At 73.3% G+C, this 20,377-nt stretch carries 18 protein-coding genes; 3 read left to right on the top strand and 15 right to left on the bottom strand.

What is annotated here, in order from left to right; genetic code table 11:
• Positions 1 to 24 precede the first annotated feature (24 nt).
• From CLV37_RS11990 to CLV37_RS12015, 6 genes are all read right to left on the bottom strand, one after another.
• Positions 25 to 957 (bottom strand): 4-(cytidine 5'-diphospho)-2-C-methyl-D-erythritol kinase, encoded by a 933-nt coding sequence (locus CLV37_RS11990; RefSeq protein WP_106210540.1) that lies wholly within the window; start codon positions 955 to 957, stop codon positions 25 to 27.
• A gap of 1 nt (position 958) precedes the next feature.
• Entirely contained in the window at positions 959 to 1,843 is an 885-nt protein-coding gene (rsmA, locus tag CLV37_RS11995; RefSeq protein WP_106210542.1) for a 16S rRNA (adenine(1518)-N(6)/adenine(1519)-N(6))-dimethyltransferase RsmA, read from the bottom strand.
• Complete coding sequence (locus CLV37_RS12000) at positions 1,816 to 2,979, bottom strand: resuscitation-promoting factor (protein ID WP_170127215.1); 1,164 nt, start codon at positions 2,977 to 2,979, stop codon at positions 1,816 to 1,818. The genes rsmA and CLV37_RS12000 overlap by 28 nt, the downstream gene beginning before the upstream one ends.
• Before the next feature lie 205 nt (positions 2,980 to 3,184).
• Positions 3,185 to 4,012, bottom strand: a complete 828-nt coding sequence (locus tag CLV37_RS12005; RefSeq protein WP_106210546.1) for a TatD family hydrolase — start codon at positions 4,010 to 4,012, stop codon at positions 3,185 to 3,187.
• A complete protein-coding gene (metG, locus tag CLV37_RS12010) occupies positions 4,009 to 5,811 on the bottom strand; it encodes a methionine--tRNA ligase (RefSeq protein ID WP_106210548.1) in 1,803 nt (600 codons plus the stop codon). The genes CLV37_RS12005 and metG overlap by 4 nt, the downstream gene beginning before the upstream one ends.
• A 10-nt stretch (positions 5,812 to 5,821) precedes the next feature.
• Positions 5,822 to 6,970 carry an acyltransferase family protein gene (locus CLV37_RS12015; RefSeq protein ID WP_170127216.1) on the bottom strand — a complete coding sequence of 383 codons (1,149 nt, stop codon included), beginning with the start codon at positions 6,968 to 6,970 and terminating at the stop codon, positions 5,822 to 5,824.
• Positions 6,971 to 7,085: 115 nt separating this feature from the next.
• On the opposite strand from CLV37_RS12015, the gene CLV37_RS12020 reads away from it, so the two are divergent.
• A complete protein-coding gene (locus CLV37_RS12020; protein ID WP_106210552.1) occupies positions 7,086 to 7,808 on the top strand; it encodes a VOC family protein in 723 nt (240 codons plus the stop codon).
• A 25-nt stretch (positions 7,809 to 7,833) separates the two neighbouring features.
• On the opposite strand, the gene CLV37_RS12025 is transcribed toward CLV37_RS12020, so the two are convergent.
• Positions 7,834 to 8,796: a quinone oxidoreductase family protein gene (locus CLV37_RS12025; RefSeq protein WP_106210554.1), complete on the bottom strand. Its 963-nt coding sequence runs from the start codon at positions 8,794 to 8,796 to the stop codon at positions 7,834 to 7,836.
• A gap of 36 nt (positions 8,797 to 8,832) precedes the next feature.
• On the opposite strand from CLV37_RS12025, the gene CLV37_RS12030 reads away from it, so the two are divergent.
• A complete protein-coding gene (locus tag CLV37_RS12030; RefSeq protein WP_106210556.1) occupies positions 8,833 to 9,855 on the top strand; it encodes an aldo/keto reductase in 1,023 nt (340 codons plus the stop codon).
• Between the two features lie 63 nt (positions 9,856 to 9,918).
• Here the strand turns inward: CLV37_RS12030 and CLV37_RS12035 are convergent, their stop codons facing one another.
• The 6 genes from CLV37_RS12035 to CLV37_RS12060 form a co-directional block, all read right to left on the bottom strand.
• A complete protein-coding gene (locus CLV37_RS12035) occupies positions 9,919 to 11,994 on the bottom strand; it encodes a beta-galactosidase (protein ID WP_211298584.1) in 2,076 nt (691 codons plus the stop codon).
• A 4-nt stretch (positions 11,995 to 11,998) separates the two neighbouring features.
• Positions 11,999 to 12,877: a carbohydrate ABC transporter permease gene (locus tag CLV37_RS12040; RefSeq protein ID WP_106210558.1), complete on the bottom strand. Its 879-nt coding sequence runs from the start codon at positions 12,875 to 12,877 to the stop codon at positions 11,999 to 12,001.
• On the bottom strand, positions 12,874 to 13,806 hold the full coding sequence (locus CLV37_RS12045) for a carbohydrate ABC transporter permease (RefSeq protein WP_211298585.1): 933 nt from the start codon (positions 13,804 to 13,806) through the stop codon (positions 12,874 to 12,876). Before CLV37_RS12045 ends, CLV37_RS12040 begins: the two co-directional genes overlap by 4 nt.
• Before the next feature lie 5 nt (positions 13,807 to 13,811).
• Positions 13,812 to 15,137: an ABC transporter substrate-binding protein gene (locus CLV37_RS12050; protein ID WP_106210560.1), complete on the bottom strand. Its 1,326-nt coding sequence runs from the start codon at positions 15,135 to 15,137 to the stop codon at positions 13,812 to 13,814.
• A gap of 28 nt (positions 15,138 to 15,165) precedes the next feature.
• Positions 15,166 to 16,146, bottom strand: a complete 981-nt coding sequence (locus CLV37_RS12055; RefSeq protein ID WP_106210562.1) for a LacI family DNA-binding transcriptional regulator — start codon at positions 16,144 to 16,146, stop codon at positions 15,166 to 15,168.
• A 99-nt stretch (positions 16,147 to 16,245) separates the two neighbouring features.
• Entirely contained in the window at positions 16,246 to 17,235 is a 990-nt protein-coding gene (locus CLV37_RS12060; protein ID WP_170127217.1) for a LacI family DNA-binding transcriptional regulator, read from the bottom strand.
• Between the two features lie 164 nt (positions 17,236 to 17,399).
• Here CLV37_RS12060 and arfA point away from each other — a divergent pair, with 164 nt between their 5' ends.
• Positions 17,400 to 18,911, top strand: coding sequence for an arabinosylfuranosidase ArfA (gene arfA, locus CLV37_RS12065; RefSeq protein WP_106210566.1), 1,512 nt, complete (start codon positions 17,400 to 17,402; stop codon positions 18,909 to 18,911).
• 3 nt (positions 18,912 to 18,914) lie between these two features.
• Here arfA and CLV37_RS12070 read toward each other — a convergent pair whose 3' ends face one another.
• A complete protein-coding gene (locus tag CLV37_RS12070; protein WP_211298586.1) occupies positions 18,915 to 19,277 on the bottom strand; it encodes a hypothetical protein in 363 nt (120 codons plus the stop codon).
• 8 nt (positions 19,278 to 19,285) lie between these two features.
• A complete protein-coding gene (locus CLV37_RS12075) occupies positions 19,286 to 20,197 on the bottom strand; it encodes a DNA/RNA non-specific endonuclease (protein ID WP_106210570.1) in 912 nt (303 codons plus the stop codon).
• Positions 20,198 to 20,377: the final 180 nt, after the last annotated feature.

Consider the following 20,377-nt stretch of genomic DNA (forward strand, 5'->3'; position numbering starts at 1 on the left):
CCCCTGACCCCGCCGGCCGGGGGGTCAGGACGCGACGGGCTCGAGGACGCGGGCCCCCGCCACCGGCCCGGTCGCCGTGCGCAGGCGTCCGGGGCCCACGACCGGCGCCAGCTCGGCCGCCAGCCGCTGGGCACCGGCCGGGGAGTCCGCGAGCAGGGCCACCGTCGGGCCCGAGCCCGAGACGAGTCCCGCCACCGCCCCCGCGGCCCGGCCCGCCGCCAGGGTGCGCCCGAGCTCGGGGGCCAGCGAGCAGGCCGCGTCGGCCAGGTCGTTCGACAGGGCCCGGCCGAGGGCCTCGGCGTCCCCGCCGCGCAGGGCGAGCTCGACGGCCTCCAGCCGCCCGTCGCCCGGCTGCGCGCTCGCGCCGTCCAGCGCCCGGAGCCGGTCGCACTCGCGGAAGACCGCCGGCGTGGACAACCCCGCGGTCCCCAGGACGAACACCCACGCGAACGACGCCGTGGTCAGCACGGGGACCAGCTGCTCGCCGCGCCCGGTGCCGACCGCGGTCCGCCCGTGCAGTCCGAACGGCACGTCCGAGCCCAGCTCCGCGCCGAGCGCGGCCAGGCCGTCGAGGCCGGAGTGCAGCTGCCACAGGGCGTCGCAGGCCACGAGGGCGGCGGCCGCGTCGGCCGAACCACCGGCCATCCCGCCCGCCACCGGCACGCCCTTGCGCACGTGCAGGTGCACGGCCTCGTCGACCCCGCGGCGCTCGGCGAGCAGCTGCGCGGCCCGCAGCGCCAGGTTCGAGGAGTCCAGCGGGACCCCGCTGACGTCGGTGCCGTCGGCCGACTCGACGCTGATCCCCCACTCCCGCGCCGGGGCGGCCGTGACCTCCTCGTGCAGCGAGACGGCCTGGAAGACGGTCACCAGGTCGTGGTAGCCGTCCTCGCGCAGCGGGCCGACCTGCAGCAGCAGGTTCACCTTTGCCGGCGCCTGCGCCGTCACCGCTCCCCGCACGTCAGGACTCCCCCGCCGCGGCCGCGATCCGGGCGAAGTCCTCCACGCCCAGCTGCTCACCGCGCAGGGACGGCTCGACGTCCGCGGCGCGCAGCAGCTCCTCGGCCCGGGCCGGGGAACCGGCCCAGGTGGCCAGGGCGGCGCGCAGCGTCTTGCGGCGCTGGGCGAAGGCGGCGTCGACGACGGCGAACACCTCCTCGCGCGTGGCCGACGTCCGCGGCGCGGGGCGGCGGGTGAAGGCGACGAGCCCGGAGTCGACCCGCGGGACGGGCCAGAACACCGGCGGCGGCACCGACCCGGCGCGGTGGGCGTGGGCGTACCAGGCCGTCTTGACGCTCGGGACGCCGTACGTGCGGCTGCCGGGCCCGGCCACGAGCCGGTCGGCGACCTCGGACTGGACCATGACGACGCCGCCGCGCAGGGAGTCGAAGCGCGCGAACATCGTCAGCAGCACCGGGACCGCGACGTTGTACGGCAGGTTCGCCACGAACGCCGTCGGCGCCGGGCCGGGCAGCTCGGTGACGTCGAGGGCGTCGGAGAGCACCACGTCGAACGAGGTGCCGGGCCGGGCCCGGGCCGCGACGGTGGCCGGCAGCTCGGCGGCCAGCACCGGGTCGATCTCGACGGCCACGACCCGGTCGGCGACCTCCAGCAGCGCCAGGGTCAGCGACCCCAGCCCGGGGCCGACCTCGACGACGACGTCGTCGGCGGTGAGGTCGGCCACCCGGACGATGCGCCGCACCGTGTTGGCGTCGACGACGAAGTTCTGCCCGAGGGTCTTCGTCGGCCGGATGCCGAGACGTTCGGCGAGGTCGCGGACGTCACGGCCCGTCAGGAGGGAGCCGGACGGTTCGGGGGTCAGAGCTTCTTGCCGCACACGGGCCATTGTCCGGCACCGGAGCGCTGGTACAGCAGCTTGGCGCGGTAGGTCTGCTCGGCGGCCGAGGCCTGGCTCGGCAGCCCGCTGCCGCCGACGGCCCGCCAGGTCTGCGGGCTGAACTGGTACAGCCCGTGGTACTTGCCGTTGGAGGACACGATCGAGGGGTTCCCGCCGGACTCGCACTGCGCGAGCGCGCCCCAGTTCAGGCCGTCCGCGCCGCCGACCGAGCCACCACCGCCGGAGGAGGCCGCGGCCGCCGGGGCCGCCACGGGCTTCGGCTTGGCCTTGGTGCCGACCTGGACGACCTCCTGGACGGGCGCGACGTCGACGACCTCACCGGTGACGGTGTGCTCGGCGCGCACGCCGTCGCGGAACAGGTCGGCGTAGGTGACGGTCTTGGACCCGTCGACCCCGGGCGTGACGACCTTCTTCTCGCCCTGGAACAGCGTGTCGGTGTCCTGGGTCTGCGACCCGTGCGGGATGCCGACCGTCTCGGTGCTGGTGGAGCGGTCGACCCGGACGACCGTGACGGTCATGCCCGCCGCGAGCGGGTCGGCGCCGGCGTTCGACATCTCGTCGCCCTGGCGCATCGTCACGCCGTTCTCGGCGAGCAGGGCGTTCACGTCGGCGGCCGTGCTCGTGACCTGCCGGGTCTGCCCGTCGGCGACGAGGGTCACGGCCTTGGGGGTCGTGATGTCGACCGCGAGGCCCTGGCGGCCCAGCGGCTCGGAGCGCGAGGCGGACAGCTTGGCGCCGTCGGCGCGCACGTCCAGGTCGGTCAGCGCGGCGTCGACGGTCTGCGCCGTGGTCCAGTAGGTCTTCGTCTGCCCGTCGACGGTGAGGGTCAGCTGACGGCCGTAGCGGACCACGATGGTCTGGCCGTCGGAGATCTTCGTGCCCGCCGCGGGAGCGACGATGTCGTGCTCACCGACGGTGATGTGCTGGTCCGCGAGCACGTCGGCCACGGTGCCGCCGAAGGCGCTGGCCTGCGTCCGCGTCCCGTCGGCGTCGATGGTGACGTCCTTGTCGAGGGCCGTGACGGCCACGGTCCCGCCGACGACGGCGGCCAGGCAGGTGCCGCCCGCGACGAGGCGGACGGTCTTCGAGGAGCGGCGGACGGCGTGGACGAGGGGGAACGGCACGAGGGATCCTTCGACGATGTGCCCGGGCACGAGATCCGGACCCGGCGCCGTCGTGGAGGGACCCCCGTCCCCAGCTGACGCCGTTCGGTCCGGCCGCCTCGATCCGGCCGACAGGAGCGGACCGTAACCGCTCCGAGACCCGATCGACAAACCGCCGTGACCGCTTGACCGGTTGAACCCTTTCAACGCCCGGGCGTGACGAGCCTCACCAGGGCCCGTAGACGGCCTCGGCGTTGGCGTCCAGCGCGGCGCACAGCCCGTCCAGGTCGGTCTGCAGCGTCGCCGCCATGGACCGCACGGTCAGCGGGACCAGGTACCCGGCGTTGGGCCGGCCCCGGTGGGGCGTCGGCGTCAGGTACGGGGCGTCGGTCTCGACGAGGATCCGCTCGGGCGGGGCGATCCGCAGGGCCTCGCGCAGCGGCTCGGCGTTCTTGAAGGTCACGGTGCCCGCGAAGGACAGGTAGTACCCCGCGTCGGCGCACACCCGCGCCATGGCCGCGTCGCCGGAGAAGCAGTGGAAGACGGTCCGCTCCGGGGCCCCGACCTCCCGCAGGACGGCCAGGACGTCGTCGTGGGCGTCCCGGTCGTGGATCTGCAGGGCCAGCCCGAGGTCCTTGGCGAGCTGGACGTGGGCCCGGAAGGACTCCTGCTGGACCCCCGCGCCCTCGGGACCGGTGCGGAAGTAGTCCAGGCCCGTCTCCCCGACGACGCGCACGCGGGGGTGGCGGGCCAGGGCGGCGATCTCGGCCAGGGCCGCCTCGAACTCCCCCGCCGCCACGAGGTCCGGGACCTCGTTGGGGTGCAGCGCGACCCCGCCGAGCAGCTGCGGGTGGCGGTCGAGGGCCTCGACGGTCCACCGCGCCGCGGCCAGGTCGCAGCCGATCTGGACGCTGCGCGGGACCCCCGCGGCCGCGGCCGCCGCCAGCAGCACCTCCACGTCCTCGGGAGTCTCCGAGTCCAGGTGGGTGTGGTTGTCGACGACCGGGACCGCGAGCGGTTCGGGTGCCGGTGGACGCTCGCGGGGACGGCTCACCGCTTCAGCCGCTCCAGCTCCTCCTCGACGACCGCGGCGACGTCGAGCTTGGTGAAGATCGGCGTCGGCGGCTCGACCTTCGTGCCCGGCACGATCGGGTGCGAGCCCCAGGCCGGGAGGGTCTGCCCGCGCCGGTAGTCGCCCGTGAGGATCGGGTACGGGCGACCGTCGTCGAGGTCGGTGACCTCGCGCAGCTCCGGCAGCGGGGACACGGTGCCCGAACCCCCGAACGCCTCGTGGACCTTCTGCGCCGAGTGCGGCAGGTACGGCGACAGCAGCGTGCGGCAGTCCGAGACGGCCTGGGCGGTGACGTGCAGGACGGTCCGCATCCGCTCGGGGTCGGAGTTCTTGATCTTCCAGGGTTCCTGGTCGGTCAGGTACTTGTTGACCTCACCCACCACGCGCATGGCCTCGCCGAGACCGGCGCGCTGGCGGTGGTGCTCGATGAGCTCCCCCACCGTCGCGAACCCGGCCCGGGTGGTCTGCAGCAGCGCGCGGTCGGCGTCGGTGAGCTCACCCGCGGCGGGGATCTCGCCGACGTTCTTGGCGATGAGCGAGGCCGTCCGGTTCACCAGGTTCCCCCAGCCGGCGACGAGCTCGGACGTCGCACGGGTCGCGAACTCCTGCCAGGTGAAGTCGGAGTCGTTGTTCTCCGGGCCGGCCGCGGAGATGAAGTACCGCAACGCGTCCGGCTGGTAGCGGGCCAGGACGTCGCGCACGTAGATGACGACGCCGCGGCTGGAGGAGAACTGCTTGCCCTCCATGGTGAGGAACTCGCTGGCGACGACCTCGGTGGGCAGGTTCAGGTTGCCGAACGTGCCCGGCTCGCCACCGCGCGCACCGCGCCCGTCGTAGGCCAGCAGCTCGGCCGGCCAGATCTGGGAGTGGAAGGTGATGTTGTCCTTGCCCATGAAGTAGTACGACTCCGCGGACGGGTCGGTCCACCACCTGCGCCAGGCGTCGTCGTCGCCGGAGCGGCGGGCCCACTCCACCGAGGCCGACAGGTAGCCGATGACGGCGTCGAACCAGACGTACAGGCGCTTGGCGGGGTTGTCCTCCCAGCCCGCGAGCGGGACGGGGATGCCCCAGTCGATGTCGCGCGTCATGGCCCGCGGCTTGAGGTCCTCCAGCAGGTTCTGCGAGAAGTTCAGGACGTTGGGCCGCCAGCGGCCCGTCGCGGCGCGCGTCTGCAGCCACGACCCGAGCGCCTCCGAGAGGGCGGGCAGGTCGAGGTAGAAGTGCTCGGTCTCCACGAACACCGGCGTCTCGCCGTTGATGCGGCTGCGGGGGTTCTTCAGCTCGATCGCGTCGAGCTGGTTGCCGCAGTTGTCGCACTGGTCCCCGCGGGCGCCGTCGTACCCGCAGATGGGGCAGGTGCCCTCGACGTAGCGGTCCGGCAGGGTGCGCCCGGTGGACGGCGAGATCGCGCCCATGCCCTTGCGCGCGACCATGTACCCGTTGCGGTGCACGGTGCGGAACATCTCCTGCACCACCGAGTAGTGGTTGGCCGTGGTGGTGCGGGTGAACAGGTCGTACGACAGCCCCAGGCCCTGCAGGTCCTCGGTGATGACGCGGTTGTAGCGGTCGGCCAGCGCCTGCGGGGTCAGCCCCTCCTGCTCGGCCTGGACCAGGATCGGGGTCCCGTGCTCGTCGGTGCCGGAGACCATGAGGACGTCGTGCCCCGCCATCCGCATGTACCGGCTGAACACGTCGGAGGGGACGCCGAAGCCGGCGACGTGGCCGATGTGACGCGGGCCGTTGGCGTACGGCCACGCGACGGCGGAGAGGACGTTGGTCATGCCCGCGAGTCTATTGGGCCGCTCCCGGGCGGACCGTCCGGCGGGCGGGCGGAGCGGGCAGGGCGAACAGGAAGCCCGCCCCGAGGCGGCGCGTCAGCGTCTGGAACGCCAGGCACAGCCAGGTGAAGGCGGCCGTCAGCACGATCGGGTAGGCCAGGACCACCCCCCAGACCGCGAGCTTCGGCAGCCGGGAGAACAGCGGCTCGGCGACGTCGGCGAGCGGTCGCTGCAGGACCATCAGGAGGATGCCGTGGAAGGCGTAGACCGGCAGCGTGCGCCGGCCCAGCCTCAGCAGCGGCTCGGTCAGCCGCGGGAAGCGGGACGTGAACAGGACGGCGACGAGGACGCCCACGACGACGGCGCCGGCGCGGGTGGGGATCTCCAGGAAGGCCTGGACGACGGTCGGCGGGTGCACGAACCGGAGCCCGACGAGCACGACGACCAGCAGCGCCCCCAGCCCGAGGGCCAGGACCGGCCGCCGGCGCGCGGACAGCCGCCGGACGGTGTCCGGGAAGCGGGCCCCGGCCAGGAACCACACGAGGTTCTCCAGCACCGAGTGGGTGTCGCCGTCCTTGTCGCCCGGCAGGACCCCGGTGAACGAGACCACCGCCAGCACCGCCGCGAGGGCCACGGGCACCCACGCCGGCCACGACCGCGTCAGCCGGGCGAGGAGGAAGTAGAACGCCAGCGCGAACAGGTACCAGAGCCCGTAGGACGCCGTGAGCAGGGCCTCGGGGAGCTGGCGGGCCGTGGGGGGCGCCATGTACGTGTCGATGCCGACGGCCACCGAGACGCCGAAGCCGATGAGCAGCCAGAGCACGTGCAGGTAGAGGTTCTGGCCCACGCGGGGCCGCAGCGTCGCGGCCCACGGCCGGGCCAGCGCGGACGCGGCGAAGAACCCGGAGACGGCGAAGAACAGCGGCATCCGGACCGGGCGCAGCAGCACGTCGACCGCGTTCCAGACATGCGGCGACCCGGCGTGGACGAACCAGCGCGGATCGGGGACCTCGATCAGCAGGTACGACACGTGACCCACGACGACCAGCAGGATGCAGACCGCCTTGGCCGCGTCCGGCCAGGAGAGCCGGGTGCGGTCGACGACGGCCGGGGCCACCGTCAGCGGTGCCTCGACCCGTTCCGCCACAGCGTCGTCCGCCACGGCCGTCCCCCCTCCGGACGAGTGAATGGCCACACGCTAGCGGCTGGCCCGCGCGCGGTGGGACGGACACCGGCACGAGCGGTCGCGATTGGGCCGAGCGGGCTACCGTCGGGGCGTGCACAGCCGTCTGGAGAACGTCGTCGTGGACTCGGCCGACCCGAGCGCGCTGGCCCACTGGTGGCGGCAGGCGCTGGACTGGCGCCCGGGCTACCGCGACGACCACGAGGTCGACGTGGTCCCGCCCGAGGGCGAACCCGGGGTGGAGCTCGTCTTCGTCCCGGTCGCCGACCCCAAGCAGGGGCCGAACCGGGTGCACCTCGACCTCGACTCCACCTCCCCCGCCGACCAGCGCGAGACGGTCGCGTTCCTGCTCGACCTCGGCGCCTCGCGGGTCGACGTGGGGCAGGGCGACGCCCCCTGGGTCGTCCTGGCCGACCCCGAGGGCAACGAGTTCTGCGTGCTGGACCCGCGCCCGGAGTACGACGGCACCGGGCGCCTGGCCGCGGTCGTGTGCCTGGCGCGCGACCCGGCGCTGCTGGCGGAGTTCTACGCCCCCCTCGTCGGCATGCGACCGGTGCGCACCTCGGCGCGGGTGGCGGCGCTGCGCGGCGACGGTGGGCCGTTCCTGGAGTTCGTGGCCTCCCCGACCCCGCACCGCGTGAAGAACCGCGTGCACCTGGACGTGCGCGCCACCCGCTCCGGGCCCGGTCGCGAGGCGGTCCTGCGGCAGGCCCTGGCCACCGGGGCGGTGCTCGCGCCCGCCGTCCCCGGGGCGGGCTGGACGACGCTGCACGACCCCGAGGGCAACGAGTTCTGCGTCCTGGCCGACCCGCGCTGAGGCCGGCCGCGCGCAGGGCGGTCGCTCAGGGGACGAGCAGGAGCTTGCCCGTCGTGCGCCGGCCCTCGAGGTCCTCGTGCGCGCGCCGCGCGTCGGTGAGCGGGTACGTGTGCCCGACGCGCACGTCGAGCTGCCCGGCGGCGATCCAGCCGAAGAGCTCGCGGGCCCGACCGAGCAGCTCGGCGCGGGTCAGGGTGTAGCCGGCGAGGGTGGGGCGGGTCAGGAACAGCGACCCGCCCGCGTTGAGCCGCTGGACGTCGAAGGGCGGCACCTGACCGCTGGAGCCGCCGAACAGGACCATGAGCCCGCGGGGCCGCAGCGCCTGCAGGCTCGCGTCGAAGGTGTCCTTGCCGACGCTGTCGTAGACGACGTCGACGCCCCGGCCGCCGGTGAGCTCCTTCGCGCGCGCCGTGGCCTCGGCGTACCCGACGACCTCGTCGGCCCCGGCGGCGCGCGACAGCTCCGCCTTCTGCGGGGTGGAGACCGTGGTGAGGACCTGGGCTCCGCGCAGCTTCAGCACCTGGGTGAGCAGCAGCCCGACCCCGCCGGCACCGGCGTGGACCAGCGCCCAGGTGCCTTCCCCGGCGGGGTGGGTGTCGGTGGCGAGGTAGTGCGCCGTCAGGCCCTGCAGCAGGGCCGCCGCCGCGGTGCGGGCGTCGACCCCGTCGGGGACGGGCAGCACCTCGCCCGCGGGCACGACGACCTGCTCGGCGTAGCTGCCCGGTGCCTCCTTCCACGCCACGAGCCGGCCGACGGCGACGTCCTCGACGCCGGGTCCGAGCGCGGCCACCCGGCCGGCGCCCTCGCTGCCCAGCACCGAGGGCAGCTCGAGCGGGTACACCCCGCTGCGGCGGTAGGTGTCGATGAAGTTCACGCCCGCGGCCTCCACGTCGACCAGGACCTGACCCGGGCCCGGCACGGGGGCGGCGACGTCGGCGACGGTGAGGACCTCCGGTCCTCCGGTCCGTTCGACCTGCACGGCTCTCACGGGCGGCAGCCTGCCAGCAGACGTGGCGTCGCGCCCGTGCAGGTGCGCACCCTCGGCACGACGGGGATCCAGGTCAGCCGGCTGTGCCTCGGCGCCATGATGTTCGGCGCCTGGGGCAACCGGGACCACGAGGACTCGCAGCGGATCGTCCACCGCGCCCTCGACGCGGGGATCAACTTCGTCGACACCGCCGACGTCTACTCCCAGGGCGAGAGCGAGGAGATCGTCGGCGAGGCCCTCGTGGGCCGGCGCGACGAGGTGGTCCTCGCCACGAAGTTCCACAACCAGGTGGGCGAGGGCGCCAACCGCTCCGGGAACTCCCGCCGCTGGATCGTGCGCGCCGTCGAGGACAGCCTGCGGCGGCTGCGCACCGACCACATCGACCTCTACCAGGTCCACCGCCCGGACTGCACCACCGCGCTCGACGAGACCCTCGGCGCCCTGACCGACCTCGTGCGCGCGGGCAAGGTCCTGGCCATCGGGTCCTCGACGTTCCCGCCGAGCCTCGTCGTGGAGTCGCAGTGGGTCGCCGAACGGCGCGGGCACGAGCGGTTCGTCACCGAGCAGCCGCCCTGCTCGATGCTCGTGCGCGGGATCGAGGAGGAACTGCTCCCCGTGACGCAGCAGTTCGGGATGGGCACCCTGGTGTGGAGCCCGCTGGCCGGCGGGTGGCTGTCCGGCAACTGGCGCAAGGGCGCCGACACCCCGGCCAGCAGCCGGTCGGAGCGCCTCCCCGCCCGCTACGACCTGACCGACCCGGGCAACCAGCGCAAGTTCGAGGCCGCCGACGCCCTCGGGGCGCTGGCCGACGAGGTCGGGGTGTCGCTGGTCCACCTGGCCATCGCCTTCGTGCTGCGCCACCCCGGCGTGACGAGCGCCATCATCGGGCCGCGCACGCTGGAGCAGCTCGAGAGCCAGCTGGGTGCCGCCGACCTCGAGGTGCCGGACGAGGTGCTCGACCGGATCGACGAGATCGTCCCGCCCGGCACGACGTTCACCCCGGCCGACGCCGGCCGCCGCCCCCACCCGAGGTTCAGCCGCGAGGCCCGGCGCGGCTGAGGCCCTCACCGCGGGACGCCGGCCCCGGTCCCGTCCGCCGGGGCCGGGGAGCCGACGGCCCGCTCAGACCTCCGCGAGCACCCGGACGTCCCACGCGCCCAGCGCCAGCGACGTGCCCGCCCCGAGCTCCTCGCCGGTCACGACGTCCCGCACGGCGGCCGGCAGGTCCACCGTCGCCGGCTCGAACGACCAGTTGTGCAGGAACCGCACGACCGACCCGTCGCGCGCGGTGGCCGAGGTGGCCGTCACGGTCCCCGACGTGCCCCGCCACGAGGTGTCGACACCGGCCAGGACCCGCTCGAAGACGGCGCGGGCGAGGTCGGCGTCGGGCACCGTCCCCACCGTCGTGACCCGTCCCGCCCCCGTGGCCCGGGTGGTCACCGCGGGCCAGCGACCGAAGTGCGGGTCGTCGTAGGTGGCGAGCACGTCGGTCCCCTCGGCCACCTGCAGCCCGTCGGCCCACCGGGTGGCGGTGCCGGCCAGTCCCGTGACGGGGACGTCGCGCACGAGGTTGGAGAACTCGTCGTAGCTGACGCCGGCGACCTCGTGCAGCCGCGCGGGCTGGCGTTCGGCCCGGGCCCGGTTCTCGGTGTCCCCGTACGCGGTGCGCGGCCCGAGCACGAGGTGCCCCCCGGCCAGGGCGTAGCGGCGCAGGAACTCCAGCGTCGCGTCGTCGGCCACGTAGAACCCCGCCGCGACCAGCACGGGGTTCCGGGCGACGAACTCCTCCACGGACCCCGTCAGCTGGCTCACGTGCAGCAGGCGCTGCTGGGCTCCCGCGTCGAACGCCCCGCGGTAGAAGGGTTCGAACAGCCCCTGGTAGGCCCGCTCGTCGGGTCCCCCGTCGGCCGTCGCCAGCGGGGGCGCCTCGGCCATCGACCACTTGCTGGGGTTGGAGTACAGGTGGGTCACGTCGTGGTGCGGTCGCAGACCCGTCACCAGCGGGCCGGCGGCCTTGAACTGCGCGCCCAGCTCGGCGATCTCGGCGAACACCCGCCCGGGCCGTCCCGAGTGCGGCAGCACCCCGCCCCAGTACGTCTCGGCGCCGAAGTGCAGCGTGTGCCAGTGCCAGTACTCGACCATGTCGGCCCCGCGGGCGACCAGGGCCCACCCCGCCTGCTTCCACTGCCCGTCGAAACCCGGCCGGTTCACCCACGGCATGCCGATGGCCTGCGCGTCGGTCTCGGTGACGAGGTAGTTCGACTGCTTCGAGGACCACATGCGGTCCGCGGACTGGTAGAGCGCCCACACGCCGTTCGTCGTCCAGCCCTGCCGCTCGCGGGCGGGTGCCGGCAGCTGCAGACCGTCCTGCATCGTGTAGTAGGGGTTCCCGGCGGTGACGTCGAGCCGGGCGGTGAGGGCGTCGTCCTCGACGGCGGGCCGGTCGTAGGCGATGCACGTGGTGACGAACTGGTCCTGCGAGGCGTACTCGCGCACGAGGTCGGCCTGCCAGGCGATGAACTCGGTCGTCAGGTCGGCCTGGAACCGCCGCCAGGCCAGGTCGTACTGCGGCTGCACGTTCCCGTCCGGACGCCACAGGTCCGCCCAGTCCGAGAGCCGGTGCGACCAGTAGACGAGACCCCACTCGCGGTTCAGGGTCTCCACGTCGCCGTACTGCCGGCGCAACCGGTCGACGAACCGCTGGAAGACGCCGTGGTTGTGGAACAGCTGCATCCCGGGTTCGTTGTCGACCTGGAACCCGACGACGGCGGGGTGGTCGGCGTACCGGGCGACGACCTTCCGGACCACCCGCTCGGCGTGGAACCGGAACGCGGGGTGGGTGTAGTCGACCTCCTGGCGCTGGCCCCAGCCCGTCCGGACCCCGGTCGCGGTCTCCCCTGCGATCTCGGGGTACGCGCGGGCCAGCCACGGCGGGACCGCGTAGGTGGGGGTCCCCAGCACGACGTCGATGCCGCGCTCGTGGGCGCCGTCGAGGACGGGCTGGAGCCAGTCGAGGTCGAACCGGCCGTCCTCGGGTTCCCAGGTGGACCAGACGGACTCCCCGACGCGGATGACGGTGAACCCGGCCTCGACCATCAGGTCGAGGTCTTCGGCCAGCTTGGGCGAGTCCTGGTAGGCAGGCTGGTACTCGTGGTAGTACGCGGCGCCGAAGCGCACGCTCTCGGGTGAGGTGTACACGGGGTCAGCCCTTCACCGCGCCGGCCGCCAGGCCCTCCAGCAACTGCTTGCGCAGCAGCAGGAAGACCAGGATCGTCGGCACGGTGGCGAGCACCGCGCCGGCCAGCACGAGGTCGTAGGAACGGTTCTCGGACAGGAACAGCGTCTGCAGGCCCAGCGGGATCGTGGCGCGGTCGGTGTCGGAGACGATGACCAGCGGCCACAGGAAGCTGTTGTAGCTCTGCAGGAACGTCCACACCGCCAGCGCGCCCAGCGAGGGCCGCAGCAGCGGCAGGACGATGGTGAGGAACGTCCGCAGTTCGCCGCAGCCGTCGATGCGGGCCGCCTCGAGGACGTCGTCGGGCACGGACTGCACGATGTACTGCTGCATCATGAAGATCCCGAACGCGGGGGCGACCCACGGGACGATGAGCGCGAACCACGGGCTGCCGAGCCCGGTCTTGACGAGCAGGACGAACAGCGGCACGAGGATGACCGCGAAGGGGACGGACAGCGAGCTGAACATCACCGAGAACAGCAGCCGCTTGCCGCGGAAGGTGTACTTCGCGAAGCCGAAACCGGCCATGGCGCACACGAACACCGACACGACGGTCGCCACGACCGCCACGAGGGTCGAGACGCCGAACCAGGCCCAGAACGGCTGGGTGGTCAGCAGGTTCCGGTAGTTCTCCAGCGTCGGGTGGCTCGGCAGGACCTGGACCGGGACGGAGAAGATGTCGCCGCGCGGTTTGAACGACCCCGACACCGCCCACAGCAAGGGGGCGAGGAAGGCCAGCGCGAGCACCGTCAGGGTGACGTAGAGCAGGACCCGTCCACCGGAGGGCCGGGAGCGGCGGGTTCCGGTGCTCGGCGGGGCCGGGCGGGTGAGGGTGGACGTGGTCACGAGGACCTCCCGATGCCGAGCAGCCGGTTGAAGCCCTGGCTGACGAGGAACACGACGACGAACAGGACGACGCCGCCGGCGGCGGCGTAGCCGAACTGCTGGCGCTGGAAGGCCGCGCGGTAGATGAACATCGCCACCGACAGCGTCTGGTCGCTCGGGCCGCCCTGGGTGAGCAGGAACGGCTCGTCGAAGATCTGCGCCGCGGAGATGAACGAGGTGACGGCGACGAACGCGGTGACGGGTTTCAGCGCGGGCAGCGTCACGGAGGTGAAGCTGCGCCACCAGCCGGCGCCGTCGAGGGCGGCCGCCTCGTAGAGGTCCTTCGGCACGTTCTGCAGACCGGCCAGGAAGAAGATCGTCAGGTACCCCGCCCAGCGCCAGAGCATGACCAGGGAGATGGCGACCTTGGCGATGGTCGGGTCGCCGAGCCAGTCGACGCCGCCGAGGCCGAACAGCGCGTGCAGCAGCGAGTTCGCCAGGCCGTAGTTCTGGTCGAAGACGAGGCTGAAGATGAGCGCGACGATGATGGGCGAGACGACCATCGGGACGAAGTACGTGACCCGGAACGCGTCGCGGGCCCGCAGGCCCCGGGCGTTCAGGGCCGTGGCGAGCAGCAGCGACACGGGCACGATGACGACGACGGCCACCGCGACGTAGAGGAGCGTGTTGACGAGCGCCTTGTGGAAGCTGGAGTCGGTGAAGAGGTTGGCGTAGTTGCGCAGCCCGATCCACTCCGGCGCCCCGAGCCCGGCCCAGCTCGTGAGGCTGAGGTACAGCGAGGCGACGATCGGGACGAGCATGAACAGGACGAACAGGACGTAGAACGGGGCGATGAAGGCGTACGGCGCCCGGGTCGCGGTCGTGCTGCGGGGACGGGGTGCTCCGGTGCGCGTGCTCGTCGGCGCCGGGAGGGTCTCCTGAGTGGCCACCGCGATCACCTCCCTGCCTGGTTGGCGAAGTCCTCGGCCGCACCCCGGATCGCCTGAGCCGGCGACTCGTCGCCGCGGTAGGCGCTGACGAGGTGGCCGGACAGGACGTCGTTGAGGATGGACGAGTCGGGGCTCTGGTAGTAGTCCGGGACGTCGTCGACGATGGAGCGGTAGACGTCGATGACCTGCTGGCCGCCGAAGTAGTCGTCGGCGACCTCGAGTTCGGGCGAGTCGAACACCGAGCGCAGGGTCGGCAGGTAGGTCAGCTCCTGGAACCGCCGGACCTGCCCCTCGGGGGTGATCCAGGTCGAGGCGATGAACTCCGCGGCGGCCTCGGTGCCCGACTGGTCGACGGTCGCGGCGAAACCCGTCCCGCCGGCCGCGGCGGTCGCGAACCCGCCGGCCGACCAGGCCGGCAGCGCCCGCAGCCGCCACGCCCCCGCCTGCTCGGGGACGTTGGGTTTGAGACCGAAGGCGGAGTACCAGCTCGCCATCCACATCCCGGCGATCTTCCCCGACTTCAGCCCGGCCTGGACGCTGGCGCCGTAGAAGTCGTTGACCGTGGTGATCCAGCCGTCCTTCAGCCCGTCGACGACGAACTGCAGGGTCTCGACCGCCTCGGGCGAATCGAGGACGAGGTTCTCGTCGGCGTCGAAGAACGCCCCGCCGCGCTGCAGCAGCAGCATCTGGAAACCCTGCACGATCTGACCGAGGTCGCTGCCGGCGGCGAGCACGCCCAGGGCCACCCCGTGCTGCTGCGCCGCCTGCGCCCCGACCTGCGCCAGCTCCTCCCAGCTGCCGACGTCGGTCGGCAGCCGGTACTGCGAGAACAGGTCCTCGCGCTGGTAGTAGACGACCATCGGCGTGTCGGAGTCGAGCGCGTAGAGCTTGCCGTCCTTGGTGTACGGCGCCCTGCGCGCGGCGATGAGGTCGTCGCCGAGGCCGGCCACGCGGTCGGTCCAGTCGTACAGCAGCCGCTCGGCGAGGTCGCCGCGCTGCAGGCGGGCGAACTGCCCGATCTCGATGCCGATGACGTCGGGTTTCCCGCGTCCGGCGACGGCCTGGGCCAGCAGCTTCGTGACGAGGTCCTGCGCCCCGGCGCGCGTGGCGTCCAGGGTGTAGCGGAAGTCCGTCGCCGCGTCGGCGTCCGGGATCCCGTCCCGGAAGAACGTCTCGTACCCCTCGTCGTGGGTCCAGAAGTCCAGCGTGACGTCTCCGGACGTGACGGGGGCGGCGAGGCCGGATCCGCAGCCGGCGAGCAGGGCTGCTCCACCGACGGCCGACCCGGTGAGCTTCAGCGCCTGCCGGCGGCTGATTCCCGTGGGCGACATCATTGTCCTCTCCGTGCGAAAGGGGTCCTCAGGGGGGTGGTGCCGTCGAGGCCCGCACGACGAGCGACGGGACGGCACGGAGGCGGTCGCCGGCGGCGGCGCGTCCTTCGATGCGGTCGATCAGGGTGCTGACGGCCCGGTCGGCCGTGAGCTGGAACTCCTGCCGCAGGGTCGTCAGCGGCGGGTTGACGAACTCCGCGACGGGGATGTCGTCCACCCCGACCACGGACAGGTCCTGCGGCACGCGACGGCCGGCCTCCGTCCACGCGCGGACGACGCCGAGGGCCATCTCGTCGTTGGCGCAGAACACGGCGGTGACGGAGGGGTCGGTCAGCAGCCGCCGACCCGCGCGGTGGCCCGAGGCCGCCGACCAGTCGCCGGTCAGGGGCTCGGGGACGACGGCACCGGCGTGCTGCAGGGCCCGGCGCCAGCCCTCGGTCCGGTCCCGGGCGGTCCACCACTCGACGGGGCCGCCGACGTGGTGGACCGTGCGGTGCCCGAGGTCGAGCAGGTGCTGCACGGCCGCGGCGACGGCCGCGATCCAGTCGCTGCCGTCGACGTCCCCGTCGTGCCCGAGGGTGAGCACGGGCAGCGGCGGGGGGCTGGCCAGCAGCGGGTGGTCGTCGACCGGCTCGTCGACGAGGATGCCGTCGACCCCTTGCGCGAGCAGGGAGTCCACGGCGGCCGACAGGTCCCCGGAGGGTCCGGCGGACGTGACGCTCACGGAGTACCCGCGGGCCCGGGCGGCCAGTTCGACCGTCACGAGCGTCTGGGTCGGTCCGTGCAGGTTGGCCCCGGTCCACACGACCCCGAGCCGCTGGTGGCGGCCCGTGAGCAGGGCGCGGGCGGCCTTGTTGGGGCGGTAGCCGAGCTCCTCCGCGACGCGCAGGACGCGGTCGCGGACCTCGGAGGAGACGTTGGGTTCCCCGTTGACGACGCGGGACACCGTCTTCTGCGAGACCCCGGCGAGCCGGGCGACCTCGATGCCGGCAGGACGTCGATCGGCCACGGGGCCACCTCCTCCACAGGTTCTGACTACCTTGTCAGGAGCGAGTGTCTACGTAGTCAACACTGACGTCAACCACCGTGGGGAAGTTCTCCGGGGCGCTCAGCCCGCGGTGCTCTCGCGGACGACGAGACGCCCGGACACCGTCAGCAGGCGTTCGGGGCCGTCGTGCCCGGCGAGGCGGTCCGCCAGCAGCCCCAGGGCCAGCCGGGCCATCTCGGAGCGGTCGAGCGCGACCGAGGTCAGGGTCGGGGCGGCGAACTGCGCCTGCTCGACGTCGTCGACCCCCACCACCGCGACGTCCTCGGGCACGCGCAACCCCAGGCGCCGCAGCGCGTGCAGGGCCCCGAAGGCGACGAGGTCGTTCGCGGCGAAGATCGCGTCGACGTCCGGGCGGTCGGCCACCAGGGCCAGCGTGCCGTCGTAGCCGTGCTGGCGCGTCCACTCCGGCAGCGGGCGCAGCAGGTCCGGGTCGAAGGCCACCCCCGCCCGGCGCAGCGCCCGGCGGTACCCCTCGACGCGCTGGGCCACGACGGGCGGGCGCACCTCGCCCCGCGCCTTGTCGCCCAGCAGGGCGACCGTCCGGCGCCCGAGGTCGAGCAGGTGCCGCGACGCCTGGTCGCCGAGGTCGACCGAGTCGATCGTCACGCGGTCGAAGTCCGAGCCCTGCCCGTACTCCCCGATGAGGACGGCCGGGGTGGAGTCGCGGCGCTGCTTCAGCTCCTCCACCGGCAGGCTCTGCGGCACGAACACCAACCCGTCGACGAGCCGGACCGGGAACCCGGTGGCGACCTCGCGCTCGCGGTCGGGGTCGCCGTCGGTCTGCTCGACCAGCAGGGTGAGGCCGCGCTCGCGCGCGGCGTTGACGAGCGCCGAGGCGAGCTCCCCGAAGTACGGGCTCGTGACGTCCGGCAGCGCCAGGGCCACCAGCCCCGTGCGACCCTGCCGCAGCTGGCGGCCGATCCCGTTGGGGCGGTAGTCGAGCTCGGCGATGAAGGCCTTCACCTTGGCGCGCATCTCGGGGCGCACGTGGGGGTGGTCGTTGACGACGTTGGAGACCGTCTTGATCGAGACCCCCGCCGCCTCGGCCACGTCCCGGAGGGTCGTGGGGCGCTGAGCGCGTCTGGACGTGCTTGCGGGGGGCATCGGCGCATTGTGCCACCGGACGTCTTGACGGGGCTGCGCCTTTCGCGTTGACTGCCTTCCAACGTTGCAAGACCTCACACCGACGTGACGCGACCCCAGGAGAGCCCACCGTGCGCACCGCCCGACTCGCCCTCGACCCCGCCTTCACCGTGGGTCCCGTCCCCCGCCGGCTGTTCGGCTCGTTCGTCGAGCACATGGGCCGGTGCGTGTACACGGGGATCTTCGAACCCGACCACCCCAGCGCCGACGAGGACGGGCTGCGGACCGACGTCCTCGAACTCACCCGTGAACTCGGCCCCACGGTCGTGCGCTACCCCGGCGGGAACTTCGTCTCCGGTTTCGAGTGGGAGGACTCCGTCGGCCCGCGCGAGGACCGCCCCCGCCGCATCGACCGCGCGTGGCGCTCGGTGGAGACCAACCAGTTCGGCCTCGCCGAGTTCGACGCCTGGGCCCGCAAGGTCGGCACCGAGACCATGATGGCCGTCAACCTCGGGACCCGCGGCCTGCAGGAGGCCTGCGACCTGCTCGAGTACGCCAACCTCGACTCCGGCACGAAGTTCGCCGACCTGCGCAAGGCGCACGGTTCGAAGGACCCGTTCGACATCAAGCTGTGGTGCCTGGGCAACGAGCTCGACGGCCCCTGGCAGACCGGGCACAAGACCGCCGCCGAGTACGGCCGGCTGGCCGCCGAGACGGGCATGGCCATGCGCTCGATCGACCCCGACATCGAACTCGTCGCCGTGGGTTCGTCCAGCCGGGCCATGCCGACGTTCGGGGAGTGGGAGCAGACCGTCCTGGAACTGTCGTACCACGCGGTCGACTACGTCTCGCTGCACGCCTACTACCAGGAGCACGACGGCGACGCCGCGAGCTTCCTGGCCTCGGCCGTCGACATGGATCTGTTCATCGACCAGGTCGTCGCCACCGCCGACGCCGTGCGCGCCAAGGGCAAGCACACCAAGAAGATCAACCTGAGCTTCGACGAGTGGAACGTCTGGTACCAGTCGAAGCCGCACCACGCCCCCGGCGTCCAGCCGTGGGACGTGGCGCCGCGCGTCATCGAGGACGAGTACTCCGTCACCGACGCCGTCGTCGTCGGGACCCTGCTGAACTCGCTGCTGCGCCACGCAGACCGCGTCCACATCGGCGCCCAGGCCCAGCTCGTGAACGTCATCGGCCTGCTGCGCAGCGAACCCGGCAAGGAGGCGTGGAAGCAGACCATCGCCCACCCCTTCGAGCAGGTCCGCCGCCTGGCCACCGGGAACGTGCTCCAGGTCGTCACCACGTCGGACAAGTACGAGACCGCGAAGTTCGACGCCGTCGACGTCGTGGACGCCTCGGCGACCTACGACGACGAGACCCTGACGGTGTTCCTCGCCAACCGCGACCAGGCCGACTCGGCCTCCGTCGAGGTCCCGCTGCGCGGTTTCGGCGTCGACCGGGTCTCGAACGCCAAGTACCTCGCCGCGGCCGAGGGCCAGGACCGGCACACGACGAACCTCGAGGGCGACCACACCGCCGTCGGGCTGCGCACCCTCGACGACGTCACCGTCACCGAGGGCCTCGCCACCGTCGTGCTGCCCCCGCTGAGCTGGGCCGTGGTGCAGTTCCGCAAGGGCTGAGGGTCACAGTTCGGCGAGCCTGAGGCGCAGGAGTTCGGCGAGTTCCACCGACTCGCCGTCCCTCGCCCCGCGACCGACCTGCAGGGGCGGTTCCGCGGGGTCCACGTGGACCCCGCGGAACCGCGCCGCCAGGCTCGGCGCGACGTCGAGCACGTAGTACTCCCCCGCCGGCCCCACCCCCAGGGAACCGTTCGCCCGCAGGTACCAGCCGACGACGTCGGTGCGGTAGCGGGCCGAGCCCGCACGGGCCCTCAACGGGCCGGGGTCCAGGCCGCGACGCAGCAGTTCGGCGGCGAACCCGCGCAGCATCTCGCGCGCCCGCGCCGTCTCCGCCGCCCGCGACCTCTCCCACCACTCCGCCGTCACACGGTGGATCAGAGCACGAGGTCCCCCGCGCCCGCGAGGGGGCGCCACGCGGGGACCTCGTCGCCGGCCGCGGCCGGCACGAGGACCGGCAGCCGGTCGGCCGCCACGAGCGGGCCGAGGTCGAGCCGGGTCAGGTCCCCGATGTCCGCCACGGGCACCTGGAACGTGCGGAACCCGCCGAGCTCGACCTGCTGCGCGCTGCGCGCCCCGACGATCTGCTCGACGAGCGGCGTCTGGTCGAGGACGAAACCCGCGCTCGCCAGCACCGACACCTCCTCGTCGGGGTCGAGGTCGGCCGGCTGCGGGAGCAGGTAGGCGGCGATCTTGTAGAAGCGCCGCGGGACCCGCACCCCGCGGTACTCCGGGTCGTCGTCGGCGAAGACCGGCCCGGTCACGACGACGAGCCGGGCGTCCCACCGCCGGGCGTAGGCCAGGACGTGGTCCTCCAGGCCGAGCCACAGCTCCATCGACTGGTTGAACGTCGAGGCCTGCGGCGCGGCGTTGGCGTAGGAGAACGTGTCCGCGTTCGCCCGCCCGGCCTCGGGCCCCCAGCCGGGGTCGCGCCGGCGCACGAGGTGCCCGCGGTCGAAGTCGTTGCGGGCGTAGAGCTCGGCCCCCGCCTGCTCATCCGGCCCGATCCGCGGGTCGAGGAACCACCGGTCGTCGCTGCGGGGGACGTCGACCAGGGCGGACCCGTCGATCGCGACGACGGTGGCCGCCGCCAGCCGCCGGTCCGGACGGTGGACGACCGAGAAGTGGGTGTAGTCCAGGACCTCGACCCGGGCCCCGTCGAGCGGTTCGGGCAGCGGGACGTACGGTCCCGGCGCGAGGAACCGCGGGTCGTAGCCCGCCCGCCCCCGCAGGTCGGGCGCGTCGGCGCGGCTGATCTCGATCCCGGTGCCCAGCTCCGTCTCGCTCACCCCGCCAGCCTGGCACCGTCCTCCGACACGACGCCCCGCCGCGGGTGACGGCCGGGTGTCGGGCGGGCGCACGCTGAGCGAACGCGCGGGCACCCGCGGGACGGGTCGCGCACGGACGTTCAAGCTCCGGCCCCTGATCACCGACACCAACGCTGAGTGGACAGAGCAGTGCTCCAGCGG

The sequence above is a fragment of the Kineococcus rhizosphaerae genome (assembly GCF_003002055.1).
GTDB lineage: Bacteria > Actinomycetota > Actinomycetes > Actinomycetales > Kineococcaceae > Kineococcus > Kineococcus rhizosphaerae.